12 protein-coding genes are annotated in these 16,456 nt (G+C 35.3%); 8 read left to right on the top strand and 4 right to left on the bottom strand.

What is annotated here, in order from left to right; all coding sequences use genetic code 11:
* The 3 genes from FS802_RS09525 to FS802_RS09515 form a co-directional block, all read left to right on the top strand.
* Window positions 1-266 (top strand): LPXTG cell wall anchor domain-containing protein (locus FS802_RS09525; RefSeq protein ID WP_144525015.1); only part of this gene is annotated, 266 nt, incomplete at its 5' end.
* A gap of 142 nt (window positions 267-408) precedes the next feature.
* Entirely contained in the window at window positions 409-1,899 is a 1,491-nt protein-coding gene (locus FS802_RS09520; protein WP_002007015.1) for a coproporphyrinogen III oxidase, read from the top strand.
* A gap of 205 nt (window positions 1,900-2,104) precedes the next feature.
* Entirely contained in the window at window positions 2,105-3,661 is a 1,557-nt protein-coding gene (locus tag FS802_RS09515; protein WP_098654670.1) for a fatty acid--CoA ligase, read from the top strand.
* Window positions 3,662-3,688: 27 nt separating this feature from the next.
* On the opposite strand, the gene FS802_RS09510 is transcribed toward FS802_RS09515, so the two are convergent.
* On the bottom strand, window positions 3,689-4,153 hold the full coding sequence (locus tag FS802_RS09510) for a hypothetical protein (protein ID WP_088057384.1): 465 nt from the start codon (window positions 4,151-4,153) through the stop codon (window positions 3,689-3,691).
* Between the two features lie 188 nt (window positions 4,154-4,341).
* Between FS802_RS09510 and FS802_RS09505 the strand changes: the two genes are divergently transcribed.
* Window positions 4,342-5,820 (top strand): SulP family inorganic anion transporter, encoded by a 1,479-nt coding sequence (locus FS802_RS09505; protein ID WP_180229599.1) that lies wholly within the window; start codon window positions 4,342-4,344, stop codon window positions 5,818-5,820.
* A gap of 218 nt (window positions 5,821-6,038) precedes the next feature.
* Window positions 6,039-6,398 (top strand): hypothetical protein, encoded by a 360-nt coding sequence (locus FS802_RS09500; RefSeq protein ID WP_000278032.1) that lies wholly within the window; start codon window positions 6,039-6,041, stop codon window positions 6,396-6,398.
* Between the two features lie 92 nt (window positions 6,399-6,490).
* Here the strand turns inward: FS802_RS09500 and FS802_RS09495 are convergent, their stop codons facing one another.
* Complete coding sequence (locus FS802_RS09495; protein ID WP_141545952.1) at window positions 6,491-7,369, bottom strand: accessory Sec system S-layer assembly protein; 879 nt, start codon at window positions 7,367-7,369, stop codon at window positions 6,491-6,493.
* A gap of 13 nt (window positions 7,370-7,382) precedes the next feature.
* On the bottom strand, window positions 7,383-9,746 hold the full coding sequence (gene secA2 / locus FS802_RS09490; RefSeq protein WP_098654668.1) for an accessory Sec system translocase SecA2: 2,364 nt from the start codon (window positions 9,744-9,746) through the stop codon (window positions 7,383-7,385).
* 250 nt (window positions 9,747-9,996) lie between these two features.
* Here secA2 and FS802_RS09485 point away from each other — a divergent pair, with 250 nt between their 5' ends.
* Window positions 9,997-11,517, top strand: a complete 1,521-nt coding sequence (locus FS802_RS09485) for a putative polysaccharide biosynthesis protein (protein ID WP_098654667.1) — start codon at window positions 9,997-9,999, stop codon at window positions 11,515-11,517.
* 127 nt (window positions 11,518-11,644) lie between these two features.
* Entirely contained in the window at window positions 11,645-12,733 is a 1,089-nt protein-coding gene (gene csaB, locus FS802_RS09480) for a polysaccharide pyruvyl transferase CsaB (RefSeq protein WP_001241588.1), read from the top strand.
* Between the two features lie 12 nt (window positions 12,734-12,745).
* Here the strand turns inward: csaB and FS802_RS09475 are convergent, their stop codons facing one another.
* Window positions 12,746-14,179 (bottom strand): glycosyltransferase family 39 protein, encoded by a 1,434-nt coding sequence (locus tag FS802_RS09475; protein WP_001137780.1) that lies wholly within the window; start codon window positions 14,177-14,179, stop codon window positions 12,746-12,748.
* Window positions 14,180-14,442: 263 nt separating this feature from the next.
* On the opposite strand from FS802_RS09475, the gene FS802_RS09470 reads away from it, so the two are divergent.
* Window positions 14,443-16,290 carry an S-layer homology domain-containing protein gene (locus FS802_RS09470; RefSeq protein ID WP_144524980.1) on the top strand — a complete coding sequence of 616 codons (1,848 nt, stop codon included), beginning with the start codon at window positions 14,443-14,445 and terminating at the stop codon, window positions 16,288-16,290.
* Window positions 16,291-16,456 lie beyond the last annotated feature (166 nt).

Raw genomic sequence — 16,456 nt, 5'->3', positions numbered from 1 at the left:
GTGGAGAGACAGAAATACCAGGTGGAGAAACAGAGAAGCCAGGTGAAGAAACAGAGAAACCGGGTGAGGGAACAGAGAAGCCAGGTGAAGAAATAGAAAAGCCGGGTGAAGAAGTAGGAGAGCCTAACTTACCAGAAAAAGAACAAGGCAGTTCCAATGATCAAAAACTTCCAGCTACAGGGCATAATACAAATTACCTTCCATTTATAGGTGTAATTCTTGTGTTATTAGGAATGCGTTTAAGATTTATGACTAAAAATAGCTAATAGATTTATAAAAGGTAGAAGAGAAATGTCATCTCTTCTGCCTTTTAGTTTTTAAATAGAAGAAATAAGGTAAAACCTTCTGTATTGACCTGCAAACGCCCTTCAAGTAAACTAAAGAGAGTTTGCAAATGAAAAGGTGATAATGTTGTTAATTTCAATTAAAACGCTACAAGATGATCGTTTTTTACGTCCGCTGCAAAATATTGGCGGCTTATTTTTTGAAGATAGTACGATTGGATTTGAACAAGAGGAAGCAAATCTTATCGTTGATATACACATTGAAGAGAATGTGAAAGCATCAGCTCGTTTAACAGATGTTGCTACTGGAAATGTGTATGAAGAAACTTTCGCAAAAGATTTATCTGCTTTCACAGATGAAAAAGAGCGTATGAAGCAAGTGAAGCACGTTGTTTCTTATGTATATCTTTCTGTTCTTCAGCAGTTAACTGGTCTTGAACAAAGCTGGGGCATTTTAACAGGAGTTCGTCCGACGAAACTTCTTCATAAAATGCTTCAAAGTGGTATGTCAAAAGAAGAAGCACACCAAGAACTTCGTGAAAGCTATTTAATTCATGAAGAGAAAATTGAACTTCTTCAGCGTATTGTGGATTGCCAATTAGCGGTAGTTCCGGATTTATACCGTTTGAAAGAGGAAGTAAGTATTTATATCGGTATTCCATTCTGCCCAACAAAATGTGCATATTGTACATTCCCGGCGTATGCAATTAACGGACGCCAAGGCTCTGTTGATTCATTCTTAGGTGGTTTACATTATGAAGTTCGTGAAATTGGTAAGTTTTTAAAAGAAAAAGGTGTAACAGTTACGACGATTTATTACGGCGGCGGTACACCGACAAGTATTACAGCAGAAGAGATGGATATGCTGTATGAAGAAATGTATGAAGCGTTCCCAGATGTGAAAAATGTGCGTGAAGTAACAGTTGAGGCAGGTCGCCCAGATACAATTACGCCAGCGAAGCTAGAAGTGTTAAATAAATGGAACATTGACCGTATTAGTATTAATCCGCAGTCATACCATCAAGAGACATTAAAAGCAATTGGGCGTCATCATACTGTAGAAGAAACAATTGAGAAGTATCACTTAGCTCGTGAAATGGGAATGAACAATATTAATATGGACTTAATTATTGGTCTTCCTGGTGAAGGGTTAGATATTTTCAAGCACACGTTAGATGAGACAGAAAAGTTAATGCCAGAATCGTTAACAGTTCATACGTTATCATTCAAACGTGCTTCTGAAATGACGCAAAACAAACGTAAATATAAAGTAGCAGGTCGCGAAGAAATTACAGCGATGATGCATGAAGCAGAAGAGTGGACGCAAAAGCATAATTACGTACCATATTACCTATATCGTCAAAAGAATATTTTAGGTAACTTAGAGAACGTTGGTTATGCAATGCCGACGCAAGAAAGTATTTATAACATTGTTATTATGGAAGAAGTTCAATCGATTATTGGACTTGGTTGTGGTGCATCAAGTAAATTTGTTCATCCGAAGACAGGTGCAATTACGCACTTCGCAAATCCGAAAGATCCAAAATCATATAACGATGGCTTCGTAAAATATACAGAAGACAAACTGAAAATTTTAGAAGAGCTATTTGTATAAGAAAAAAGAGGTTGTTCCGATTTGGAACAGCCTCTTTTTTATATTGTTGTGAGTAAGTTGCTATAATTTCATTTACCAAGAGACCACACTGTTTGTAAAACTATGTCGATAATAATCAGAAAAATTAGTCAAATCATTAGAGGACAATGTCTACTTATGGACGAAATGATAGATTTATGAAAGAGAAAAGGGGGAAATTGTTGGCATGTACATGACGATAGGGAGAATATTTGATTTAGCGGTTGGTAAGTATCCGAATAAAGAGGCGTTAGTAGAGCCGGAAAAAAATATTCGCTGGACATATAAACAGTGGGATGAGCAAATAAATAAAACGGCGCAAGCTCTGTTGAAAGAAGGGGTAAGAAAGGGAGATACTGTATCTGTTTACTTATATAATTGCCGTGAATTTGTAAACGTTTACTTAGCTTGTGCGAAAATTGGGGCGATCTTTAACCCGATTAACTTCCGTTTAAAAGCAAAAGAATTATCTTATATCCTTCAAGATGCAGCCTCGAAAGTAGTAGTCTTTGAAAAAGCAGTTGAATCAACTGTTGCTATCATTGAACGAGATTTTCCAAATTCGTCTTTTTGGTATGTAGAAGACGATACACCTTCCTATGCTAGTTCTTACCATGAAAAAGTTAATGCGGCATCTTCTGACAAAGTAGATATCGAAATTGATGAAATGGATTATTGTTCTATGCTGTATACGAGCGGTACGACAGGTCATCCGAAAGGCGTATTGCATCGTCATCGTGAAATGACTGAGCATAGTATGATTTGTACGTATTTCTTAAAATATAATAGAGATAGTGCCGGACTTGTTGTAGCACCTTTATATCATTGCGGCGAGTTAAATGCTGGAATCATTCCGCGCATTCAAGTTGGTGGAAAGAATGTTATTTTGCATCATTTTGATACGGATAGAGTATTACATACGATTCAAGAAGAGAAGATTACGACGTTTTTTGCAGCACCGACGATGTGGAATATGTTACTGCAAAAAGATTTAACACAGTACGATTTAACGTCGATGAAGATTGGTATATATGGCGGAGCGGCGATGGCGCCAGCATTAGTGAAGGAATGTAAAGAACGTCTTTATATTGATCTTGTACAAATTTACGGAATGACAGAAATGGGACCAGTCGTTGCGTTTCTCGTAGAAGAAGATCAAATTACGAAAGCAGGTTCAGCAGGCACGCCATGCTTTAGTCATGAAATTCGCATTGTAAAACCGAACGAAGATGCACCAGCAGAGCCAGATGATGTATTGCCTCCTTATGAAGTTGGAGAGATTATTTTGCGCGGCCCAACTATGATGGCTGGTTATCATAACCGAGAAGAAGCAAATGCCAAATCGATGTATAAAGGATGGTATCACTCTGGTGATTTAGGTTACTTCGATAAAGATGGCTATTTATTCGTCGCAGATCGTGTGGATGATATGGTAATTAGCGGAGGCGTTAATATTTATCCACGTGAAATTGAAGATTTCCTTCATAGTCATCCTGGTGTATTAGATGTTGCGGTGCTTGGTGAGCCAGATGAATTATGGGGAGAACGTGTTGTGGCTGTTGTTGTAAAGAAAGATGAAGCGATTACAGAAGAAGATTTGGAAATATATTGTAAAGAAAGTGATGAATTAGCAGATTATAAACGTCCACGTCATTACTTATTTGTGGATGAACTGCCTCGTAATGCGAGTGGAAAATTACAGAAGTTTGTGCTTAGAGAGTCTTTAAAAGGAGCAAAAAAATAGAAAGTGGGGGATACCCACTTTCTATTTTTATTTACGTGAAAATCCTTCTTCATCAAGGTATTCCGCAGCTTCTGGATAAGAGTTGAATGTACCGTCTAAGTTTACACCAGCGTACACGTTCCACATATCATCCTCTGAGATAAGAGTAAGGATATGGCCGTCTTCGTTATGCCACTCTTCTTCTTTCGCAGGTTCTGCAGGAACTACGATTTCTTCTTGTGATAATAGTTCAATTGATTGCTCGATTACTGAGCGTAATTCATCTGCTGAAAATTCACGGATGTTAATCATACCTTTATCATCCGTTTTATAACCTTTAATACCATTTGCATATACAAATCCGTTTCCGTTTGGATGTAAATGATATACAACGTTCTTTTTATCTAAACGACTTTCTTCAAAGTGAAAGTTCACGCGTTTTAATGATACGTTCTTTCTTTCTAATTCAGGGAAAGATTCAATAATCGATAATTTTTCTTCAAAAGTTAGCATAGTGCCTCCAAATATATAATAAAAGATTTAATTTATCTATTATAGCACAGTTACAATGGTTTCCAAAGATGCGGCGTGAGTTTACAATTGAATACGTTTACGTCACGATACTGTAAAAAGTGGACTAACGAATGTATTCTTTTAGGTGTACAATGGAACGTGGACTTAATGTGAAGGTGGTTATTTATATGTTTCAAAAAATAGCAAAGGAATGTTTAGCAGGTTTTACTGTTGCGATTGTTGCGTTGCCACTTGCCATTGCATTTGGTATTGCTGCAACCGGAACGTCTGAAGGAGCACTAGTCGGATTGTATGGTGCGATTTTTGCAGGTTTATTTGCGGCGTTATTTGGTGGTACACCGGGGCAGGTTACCGGGCCAACTGGACCGATTACGGTTATTGCAACAGGAGTTATTGCAACGCACGGGTTAGAGGCGAGTTTTATAGCGTTTATGATGGCGGGACTGTTTCAAATTTTATTCGGTGTATGTAAGCTTGGATCTTACGTTCGATATATTCCGTATCCTGTCGTTTCAGGATTTATGAACGGTATCGCATTAATTATTATTTTAGGTGAAATAAAGCATGTGCAAAATAGTTTTCTACTCGTAGTATTAACGATTATTGTAATGATTGTTTCTGGAAAATGGATTAAGGCTATTCCATCTAGTTTAGTTGCATTAGTTGGTGTGACTGCTTTGCTTCCTTTATTTTCTTCTGCGTTAGAAGGAATTACAGTGAAGTTACCGATTATCGGAAACTTGTCATTAAATAAGGTGATTGAGAAGATTGGGACGATTCCAGAAGCGATGCCGACGCTTCATATTCCATCTTTAAGTGGAACAGGGATGGCAGAACTTATTTTACCAGCGCTTAGTATTGCTTTATTAGGATCGATTGACTCGTTGTTAACATCGGTCGTAATGGATAATGTGACAGGTACACGTCATAAAAGTAATAAAGAACTGGTCGGACAAGGTATCGGTAATATGATGAGCGGATTGTTTGGCGGATTAGCAGGGGCAGGGGCGACTGTACGATCTATCGTGAATATAAGAAGTGGCGGTAAAACGGCGCTTTCAGCATCTATGCATAGCGTAATATTATTTATTTTCATTATGGGACTTGGATCGGTCGTACAATACATTCCGCTTGCTGTATTATCAGGTATTTTAATTTTAACTGGTATTGGCATGTTTGATTGGGAAAGCATGAAGAAAATGCATGTAGCACCAAAAGGTGATGTCATTGTTATGCTTGTAACGATGGTTGTCACAGTGAAGTTTGATTTAATGATCGCTGTTGCATTCGGTATTATTCTTTCGTTCATTATATACATGGTGAAATGTAAAGAACGTAAAGCTTCTATTGTAAAAGAAAAGGAAGCGACGTATAAAATTAAAGGTCCACTTTCTTTCCTAACAGTGGATCGTGTTTTTCAGACTTTACAAGACGTAAAGTCTCCAGTTGTTTTACGTATGAAAGATGTGCGCTATATGGATGTATCAGGAGCGATGGCATTGTTAAACTTTGTTGAGCAATCGGATAAAGCGGGCACGAGTGTGACACTTGAGCAGTTGCATCCGAGTATTGAACAAATAATCGTGACGATGGCAAGTAATGAGCAGAGGGAACAATTACAATTCTTAAAGGCAAAAACAAGTTAGAGATAAGAACCCTCACGTGATAAAATGTGAGGGTTTCTGATTATTCGCATGTGTATGTATTGAATTTGAATATCCAGATGTTATACGTCTGTTGACAATTGATACACTTAGCAGTATAGTAACATTTTAGATTAGCAGTATGCTATGGTAATAAGTGTAAGAATTTTAAGATTTCTTTACACTGAAAAGAAATCGCTTTAAGCTGGAGGGAATATTTGATGTACAAACAGTTACCACATGGAGTAAAAGTCGGGATTACACGTTCAATCGTTGCTTCTTTTGAGAAGTATATGAAGGAAATTGAATGGAACGAAGAAAAGTTTGACATACAACAATTTGTTGAACAGTGGAAACAATATTTATATACAAAATCAACTTGGATTAATAAAGTAGATGACAAGTTGAAAGAACATCCAGATTTCCATCAAGCGCTAGCAGTAAAAGTGAATGAGAAAATTAACGAGCTTATTAATGAAGAGCCGACTGAAGAGCAATTAAAAATTTTAAAAGATCACGAAGTAAATAATATAGATGATTTTTGTAAGTTGGAAGCAGCGTATCATATTGAACGTTTGTAGTTGAATTACATAATAGTTTACATAGGAAAACACGTCGTATTCATAAAAGAATACGACGTGTTTTTCATTACTCGCTTAGTGAGTAATGACGGTTATTGTGGGATAAACGCTTTCCACTTAGATAAATCGATTGGTTCTTTTGATACTGAATCAGCCGGGAATGTAAAGGTCCAAGGTTTCGTAGAATTGGCCTTAATTTGAAAATCTTTTAATACAAATGTTTGTTCCGCAACGGTAGATTCAGAGCGATCTGAAATATGCAATGGAAGTTGCTCAAGAGTTATGTTTTGGTTATAGCCATTACGAATTAAAATAGTTGCGTTCAAATCTCCGTTTTCTTCTACAACTGCGTTTAGCCCTAGGAAGTTAATTTCATCTTCTGTAGGTGGATTTAGGTTAGCAACAATTTCTTGTAATTTCATTATTGCACTTGCAGGTAGCTTTTCTTTCCATATAGGATCTAAATCTAATGAATGTTTTCCTTTTAATTCAAATACTAGTTGCCAGTCTTCAGGTGATAGCGTTGCTTCCGTAATTGAATTTTCTTCAAAGATGAAAGTCCAAGGCATATTTACATTGGATGGAATTTCTTCTAAGTGTGATAAATCAAATGCTTGGCGTGCACATGTTTCTCCATTTTTATTTAATAAAGATAGAGTAAGAGTTTCAAATTGAATTGGATGCTTTACACTACTACGAATGAATGTAGTAATATAATAAGCATTTTCATATTTTTTACTTTCAATGCCAGCTAGCGAAATTTGATTTTCTTGTAAGGTAGGTAAAGATTTATGTAAAAATTGATAAATATACTTCTGTTCTTGTGAAACCTCATTCCAAGATGGATGGAAGTATAAGTTAGGTTTTACGTTTTTTGTATGATTGCTGTTTTCTTCGGTTCCTAATAATTGAGAACCAGAAATTACGGAGTCTCTACCTTTTTTTCTTGCCTTCTTTAAAAATGATAGCATGCAATTCACCTCATTATATATTTTGTGGAACAGTTATATATCTTGCTAAATATAAAGCAACCTCTTTTTCAAAATGGCTAAATGTGTGTAAAAAGATTTCAAAACCTTCTTTTTGATAAAGGCGTGCCGGATCCTCTTGTTGGTATTGTCTTAAGCCAATACCTTCTTTTAAATGCTGCATTGCACTTAAATGGTTTGTCCAACCAGAATCAAGGAAGTGCAAGCTAATTTGACGTAATACTTGTTGTGCATCTTCATTACTTTCTAAATTGTTAACACGCTCTATATAACTTGGAAGAGTATCTTTTAATAGCTCTTGTAAGTCCTCAGCAGAATGAACGTTATTAGCAGATAATGCTGGAATTTCTTCGGTAGATAAAACTTCTTTTAAAGCTTCTACTAGTCTAGTGAAATCCCATTCTTCAGGAAGCATGCCTTCTAATAAATGATCTTTAGCAATAACAGTTATTGTATTTTTAATCATTGGAATGACAATCTCTATCATATTTATTTCTTCGTTTAAAAGGTTATTACGAAGTTTGTAAACTACATTACGTTGGTCGTTAATGACATCATCTAATTTCAAGTTGTATTCACGCATTGAAAAATGACTACCCTCACAAATTAATTGTGTACGGTTAATTAAATCATAAATTTTAGTATTTAGAATTAAACCGTTTTCATCAGTTTTAAGTGGTTTTTTTAGCTTCTCTACATCTTCACCTGCGTAGCGTTGCATCATTTCATCTTCTAATGAAAGGAAGAATTGAGAACTTCCAGGATCACCTTGTCGACCAGCTCGCCCTTTTAATTGATTATCAACGCGACGAGATTCATGTCTTTCTGTTCCGATTACATGTAAACCGCCAAGCTCATGAACGCCTTTTTCTAACAAAATATCGGTTCCGCGTCCTGCCATGTTTGTAGCAATTGTAATTTTGCCTTTTTTTCCAGCTAATGCAATTAAATCAGCTTCTTGCTCAGCACTTTTGGCATTTAATAGTTGATAAGTTAAATTAGCTTCATCTAAATAACGTGCAACTGTTTCAGATTGAAGGATGGACATCGTACCAATTAAAATAGGACGTTCTTTTTTATGTATATTTATTACTTCTTCACAGACAGCTTTATATTTAGCGTCGGCTGTTACATATACGACGTCTTTTTTATCTTCACGAAGTATAGGACGATTCGTTGGAATTGAGATAACTTCCATATTGTATACGCGGTTAAATTCTTTTTCTTCTGTTTTTGCTGTACCTGTCATACCAGATAAGGCTGGATACATACGGAAGAAGTTTTGAATAGTAATAGATGCTTGCGTTTGATTCTCATCTGTAATCGGTAAGCCTTCTTTCGCTTCAAGTGCTTGATGCAATCCGTCACTTAAAGAGCGGCCATCCATAATACGTCCTGTGAAAATATCAACAAGCATAATTTTTTCGTCTTCGACAATATAATCAACGTCTAGTTGGAAAGCTACGTGTGCACGTAATGCTTGAATCATATAATGATATAAAGTTTGATGCTCTAGATCATATAAGTTATCAATATCAAATAACTCTTCAATTTTTGTAATTCCATCTTCTGTAAAATTACATGCTTTTGTTTCCGCATCATAAGTGTAGTGCAGAGTGTCTTGGAATGATTTCATTACTTTCGCACATAAATGATGGAAATCGGAACTGCTTGACTTTTTCCCAGCGATAATAAGCGGAGTTTTAGCCTCATCAATTAAAACACTATCAATCTCATCTATAATAGCAAAGTGATAGGGGCGCTGTACTTGTTGCGCCTTAGATGATGCCATGTTATCACGAAGATAATCGAAACCAAATTCAGTACCAATTCCGTATGTAATATCAGCTTCATAAGCGCGTTTTTTATCGATAGATGCCATTTGTGCCATATTTAATCCGACTGTTAATCCAAGAAATTCATGAACTCGTCCAATCAATTCCTTATCACGCTTTGCTAAATAATCATTTACTGTAATAACATGAACGCCTTTTTTCTCAAGAGCACGTACGTAAGTAGGTAAAGAAGAAACGAGAGTTTTTCCTTCTCCTGTAGGCATTTCAGCGATGTTTCCTTCTAGTAATACAAGGCCACCAATTAACTGTACGTCGTAGTGACGAAGACCAAGTACTCGTTTTGCAGCCTCTCGAACGACAGCAAATGCTTCTATTTTTATATCGTCAACTGTTTTTCCATTTTGTAACATGCTTTGGAAAGTAACAGTTTTTTGGCGTAGTTCACCATCTGATAATGTTTCCATTACAGATTCTAATTGATTAATATCATTCACAAGTTGTTCATAATTTTTAATCTTTCTTTTTTGTGAATCTCCCAATAACTTCTTGACCGAATTCAGCATTCTTGTAACACTCCTCTTACTGACAATAGATACATTATAGTATAGTTATACTAGAAAAAAGTAGAAATGGAAAGTGGTAGGAAGTTTGAGCGAACTCGTTTTTTGAGTAAGTATACTTTCATTTTGCTATAAAAAAGAAAGTATTCAATATATAAGAAATTTGGTATGATAATTTAATGAGATGAAAGCAGTCTCTATATTTAGTAATAATTCGTTTGAGAATATATGTATAAAAGAAAAGAGAAGGAACATGAATAAGAAGTTTGTAAAAGGTGCAGCAATTTTAACAATTACAACTTTTTTGTCGAAATTGCTTGGAAGTTTCTTTCAAATTCCATTGCAAAATATTGCAGGAGATGAAGTGCTTGGTATTTTTCGCCTCGTGTTTCCTGTATATATGATTGCCCTTACCTTATCAGTAGCTGGTGTCCCATTGGCAATTTCAAAGTTGATTGCAGAGCTGAATGAAAAAAATAAGCATAAAGAAATTGCGAAATTATTTAAATCGGCATCGATTATAGGGATGGCATTTGGAATATTCGGATGTTTAGTGATCGTGTTATTTTCTACTGAAATTGCAAGTATGCTTGGTGGACAAGAAACGAGGGTGCCCTTACTGGTTACGTCATTGGCCTTACTCGTTGCACCATATATGGCGGTTTATCGTGGGTATTTTCAAGGATTCGGTGATATGAAACCGACGGGGATATCGCAAGTCATTGAGCAATTTGTACGAGTATTTTTTATGTTAATCATCGCTTATATATTAGTATATTGGAATGAAAGTAGTGCTATCATTACTAGTGGGGCAATGGTTGGATCTTTTCTTGGGGTAATAAGTTCACTTATATATTTACGTATGACGTACAATAAAAGTTCATACCGATATAAGAGCAACTCGTATTTACTACAAGATTTGAAAAAAGATGGAAAGAAAATATTGCAAGTATCTATTCCGATTGCTATTGGAGCTTTATCTATGCCGCTTTTAAATTTGGTGGATTCGCTAACAGTGCCGCACGTGCTGCAAGGATCGTCAGCCGAAATTCAAGCGCAATTTGGTATATATAGCCGCGGTTCTGCATTTACACAATTAATCGTTGTTTTCGCAAGCGCAATTGTATTTCCATTAATACCATTATTAACGTCTGCACTAGCAAAAAAAGATATGAATTTAGCAAAAACGACAGTTCAAAATACGAACTCACTTATGCATGTCCTAACAGCCCCGTTAACAATATGGTTAATTGCATTAACGGTTCCGTTAAATGTGGGATTGTTTACAGATGCGAAAGGAAGCAGTATGTTAGCTGTTATGATTGGTAGTTCGTATTTCACATCGGTTATGGTATTATCAATAGGAGTTTTACAAGGAATTAACCGCTCTGCCCAAGCTGCGTGGATTGTTATTGGCGCAAGTTTTGTGAAATGTTTATTAAACATAGTATTAACAAAAAAGTTTGGCATAGATGGAGCGGCGTATAGTACATTGATTATATATGTGCTAATCTGTATCGTAAATCATCTGTACATTCGAAAATATCTTTCCTATTCTGTTCACATAGGAAGATTTTTTATTGTAATAGGTGTATCTTGTATTTTAGGATTAGGACTATATGAACTATCTACTATAATAGATGTTACATCTTCAAGAATTATTGCGTTATTATATAGTGGTGTAGCACTTGCTATTGCAATGATTTTGTATGCGGTATGTGCTTTGAAATTAAACTGGATATCAACAAAACAAATACCATTTTTGAAAAGATAAATATAGAGATATGAATTGTAAGGATTGGAATTCGGACGGGCTTATTGTGATGATGCTTTTTTAGGTAAGGAGTTGGTGCCAATAATGGATGAAATGATTGGTTACCAAATGTTGGAGGAGATTAAGAGTGCGGTTAGTTTTATCAGGATATTATGGTTTTTATAACGTTGGAGACGAAGCTATTCTACAATCGATTATTGAATCGTTACATAAAGAGAATCCGAATATTGAACTCGTTGTGCTGTCAAATGACCCTGACTATACAAGGAAAATGTACGGAGTAGAAGCGGTGGATCGTTGGAGTATCAAATCGGTTTATGATGCAATTAAAAAAAGTGACGGACTTATTAGTGGAGGAGGGAGCCTCCTCCAAGATAAAACGAGTGTAAAAAGTATTTTATATTATACGGGTATTATGGGGTTTGCTCGTATGTTAAAAAAACCGTATTACATTTATTCACAAGGAATAGGTCCGATTACAAAAAGGCATAATCGACTATTAGTGAAATGGCATTTGTCGAAAGCGGCATATATATCAGTTCGAGATGAGGATTCATTTTTATACTTAAAAGAACTTGGCATGAAAAGGGATATTGAACTTGTTCCAGATCCAGTTTTAACATGGAAACGAAAAAAACAATCAGATTGGCTACAAAAACATTCTCTGCATGGGAAAATAATTGCAGTGAGTGTGCGTCACTGGAATGCAAAAGAAGATTATATAAAAAAGTTAGCGATTGCTTTAAAAAAATTAAAGCAAGAAGGGTACCAAATTTTATTCGTCCCGATGCATGGTCCGTTTGATCAAAATGCTTCGCGTGATGTAGTGGATTTAATGGGAGAAGAGACGTATATGCTTCCATATAAAATGGATATTGATGAGAAAATATCTATTTTATCAGAATGTACCCTTTTAATTGGTATGCGTCTTCACGCTCTTATTTTTTCGGCTGTCGCGAAAACACCGATGGTTGGAATTTCATACGATCCAAAAATCGATTCATTTTTAAGACAAGTGAATCAACCGGTTATAGGAAGTGTGGATGGAGACTGGAGTGCAGAAGATTTATATAAAATTGCGAAGAAGCAAGTGACGCAGCATGAAGAGATACAGCAATCCCTGCAAAGAAGAGTAGATGAGCTGCAATTGCAAGGAGAACAAGCGGCCAAGAAAATTATTTATCATATAGAAAAAAACACTCTACAGAAAAAGTAGAGTGTTTTTTTGTTAGTGTATTTCTTTACGTTGAAATCTTTCTTTTATATATTGTGTAATGAGATAGACACCGTAACTTTGTATAATCATAAATGTCGGGATGATAAAGTAGCGATAGCGCGATTGAATTTCAATGAAGATGTGTACGCCTGCGTAACCTAAAATTAATAATGAGAAGAACAGTAACGTTTTATTTCGTTGTTCTTTTATCGTTTTGATAGAAGCTATGCAAGCGAATATGCAAATGCTTACGTAACATAATTTTTCTAACGTCCACAGTAATCTTGATAATTCGGGTCTTGGATGTCCTTCTAATCCCCAATAAATGGCTGCGTCATAATCTCCCCACATAACTTTAAATTTATCTTTGAATAACAATAATAGTTGTCCTTTATCGGCAGTTCTTTCTTTAATGAGCTGTTTTTCAATTTCGAAACGTTCCTCGCCAATCGGATATTGAAAAACAAGTTTATGGTCAGGGAAAGAAAATCCACCTGTTGTTTCAGGATTGAATCCGACTACAAATTTCCAATAAGGGTCTCGACTAGACAATGGATATTGTGTAACCCCTGTAGAGATTAATGTATAGCTAAAGATGAAATGTACGATATAATAAATGCCAATCATGCCAATTAGCTTCGATACAACCATTTTTTTATTCAATTTTTGATCACAAATTATATGAGCGATCACTAAGAAAAGAATGAGAGCTAGTAAAATAACAATACCAATCGGTCTCATAATATCGCCAAATGCAATAAGAATACTAACAAATATCCACGCATATGAATGCGAGATTCCTTTTTTTACGAGAAGATAAAAACCAGCATAGAATAGAAATGTTGCGAGATGCTGATTTGTTAGTACAGAAGTCATCATAATGTTAGGAATGTACGTTGCGAAAATAAGTGCGGCAACTCTACCGCTAAATTCGTTAAATAGATGCGTAGCTAGGCGATATATAAAGTACGTAATGCCAGTGCAGTACAGTATATTTAATAATTTAATCGCTAGTACACCTTCGCCAAACAATTTGATGACACCAGCTTGGTACATTGTAAAGCCTAATTGATATACCCAAGTAGTAAAATATGCTTTGTCCGCGAATGAGAAATTGTTATTTGCTGCATCAACGGCTCCGTTATACATTTGTTCGAAATCTTGTATGACATTTGTTTGAACTGTTAACACCCATGCAAGACGAAGTGTGAACGCTAGTAGACAAATAAAGATGATAAATTGTGTTTGAGTGAAAAATCGATTCACGATGATAGACATGAATATAATACCGATTAGAACGACTATAAGTGCCACTATAAGGAAATAGGGATGATCGTACTTCGGTTCAGTTATTAAAAATTGCAATGAGTATATAAGAGTCATTGCAAAAAATAACAATGTTAATATTTGCAGTGATTTAAATGCAAATGCATATAATCTAGGCATAATGATCCTCCGTCGTATGTAATATCTTTGTAGTTATTTCTATATAAACAGAAATAACTACGTCATTATATCATAAAGGATTTCAAGGTTGTAAAAGGAATGGAGTACATAGGAAGATTAGTAGGATATATAATATTTTAATATAATAAAATATTTATTTTAAAAAGGCTGTATGTTAATTTTTGTTTATCATGTTTATATAATTAGTATATAATCGGTGTTGGAATGATAAATTCGTAGATTACGAGGAGGATTACATAACCGTGAAGAAATTTTCAAAAGGTATTACAGCAGTTGCGTTAACGGGGTCATTGCTTTTAACTCCTATTTCAAGTTATGCGGCGAGTGATGATATTACAGGTCATCTATTTGAGCAGCATATGCGTACTCTTATTAATAAAGGGATCATGTCAGGGTATGGAAATAATGTATATTTACCTGACAAAGAGATAACGAGAGCAGAGTTTGCTACATTAGTAGCGAAAGCGTTACAACTTCCGCAAGCAGATTCGAATTTTAATGATGTGCCAAAAACATACGGATTATATGATGGTGTAAGTAGAGCATTCGGAGCAGGAATTATTAAAGGGCGTAGTCCTGAGACTTTTGCACCAAATGATGTGATTACACGTGAAGAAATGGCCGTAATGGTAAAGCAGGCGCTAGATTATAAAAAGATTAACGTAACTGTAAGTCCGCTTACATTTGCTGATACGAATCGTATTAACTATAAAGAACATGTACAAGTTATGGTAGCAACAGGGATTATTAAAGGCTATCCAGAAGATAATACGTTTAGACCACACTTATCAGCGACAAGAGGCATGGCTTCGGCGATGCTGAACTTAATGCTTGATAAAATTGGCAACGGGGGAGAAACGCCTGTAGAAACAAAGAATTATGTATTGTTAAATGATGCAGGGAAAGTAGTAGAGCGTTACACTACATACAAAGAAGCTGTTACAGCTGCACAAAATAAAGGCATCAATGCAGTGAAGTATGAAAATGAATACGTATGGATTAAAGATGGCTTTGCAAGTGCGAAGCAAACTCCTGGAAATACAATTAATGTGTACGGTGATAATTTAGAAACAGTATATACATACATTCAGTATGGAACAGAATTTAAAGTGTTAGAAGTTGGAGAAGATCGTGTGAAAGTGCAACTCTCTGACCTAACAGGTTATGTAAAGAAAAATGAAGTTACTTTAATTCCTGAAAATGAAATGAAGAAGTCATCCTATTACGTAAAATCAGATGGATATTTATATCACAGATATTTCACGTATAATACAAGTTCACCTGGATATACAGAATATAGATTTGGCGCAGCCCCTTCGTTCATGAAGCAAGGGCAATCAATGTATAGTGTAGATGGAAAAACATTCGGAAATGAAACATTCTATCAATATTTTAATTATCTATCACTACGTACGAAAACAGAGTACACGGCAGAACAATTAGATAGTTATGTAAAATCAGTAAAACCAGATTCGCCACTAATCGGTTTAGGGAAGAAATTTAAAGAAGTAGAAAGTAAGTATAATGTAAATGCATTATTCTTATATTCATTAGCTGTTCATGAAAGTTTATATGGAACAAGCGATCTTGCAAGAGATAAAAATAATTTATTTGGTTTAAATGCAACAGATAATAGTCCGTTTGGTAACGGTCTAGCATTTAATTCAAAAGAAGATTGTATTGAACATGCTGCAAAAGTATATATGAGTGAAGGATATTTAAATCCAGGACATTGGCGCTATACGGCAACATATACAGGTGATAAAGCTGGCGGTTTAAATATGAAATATGCATCTGATGCAAACTGGGGTAAAAAAGTAGCAGGTCATATGTTCCGTTTTGATTCGTACTTAGGTAAAAAAGAGTACAACAAATATAAGCTTGCACGTGTAACGAATAAGGTGGAAGCGAAAAAAGATCCTCGTACGTCGAATGAACGACTGTATAACTTAGCGGCAAATAAAGTTGTTACGATTACAGGCGAAGAAACGATAAATGGACAAGCATGGGTTAAAATCATTTCTGATGACCCTGCTGTAAATGAAGCATATGTGGCAAAAGAAAATGTAGAGTACGTAAAACACCAATAAAGAAAAAACAAAAAGACTGATCACCTAGAGGATCAGTCTTTTTGTTTGTCGAAAAAAATACATGAGTGTGCTGTATGTTATTTAATAACATTTATATGAAAATAATACCACTTTATAGAAAGTTATAACAAATAATTCGACAAAATAACAGAAATAAAGCGTATTC

The organism is Bacillus sp. DE0042, assembly GCF_007680225.1.
In the GTDB taxonomy this organism is placed as follows: domain Bacteria; phylum Bacillota; class Bacilli; order Bacillales; family Bacillaceae_G; genus Bacillus_A; species Bacillus_A wiedmannii.
The sequence above is the reverse complement of the archived record's forward strand: the minus strand, read 5'-3'. Positions and strand labels throughout refer to the sequence as shown.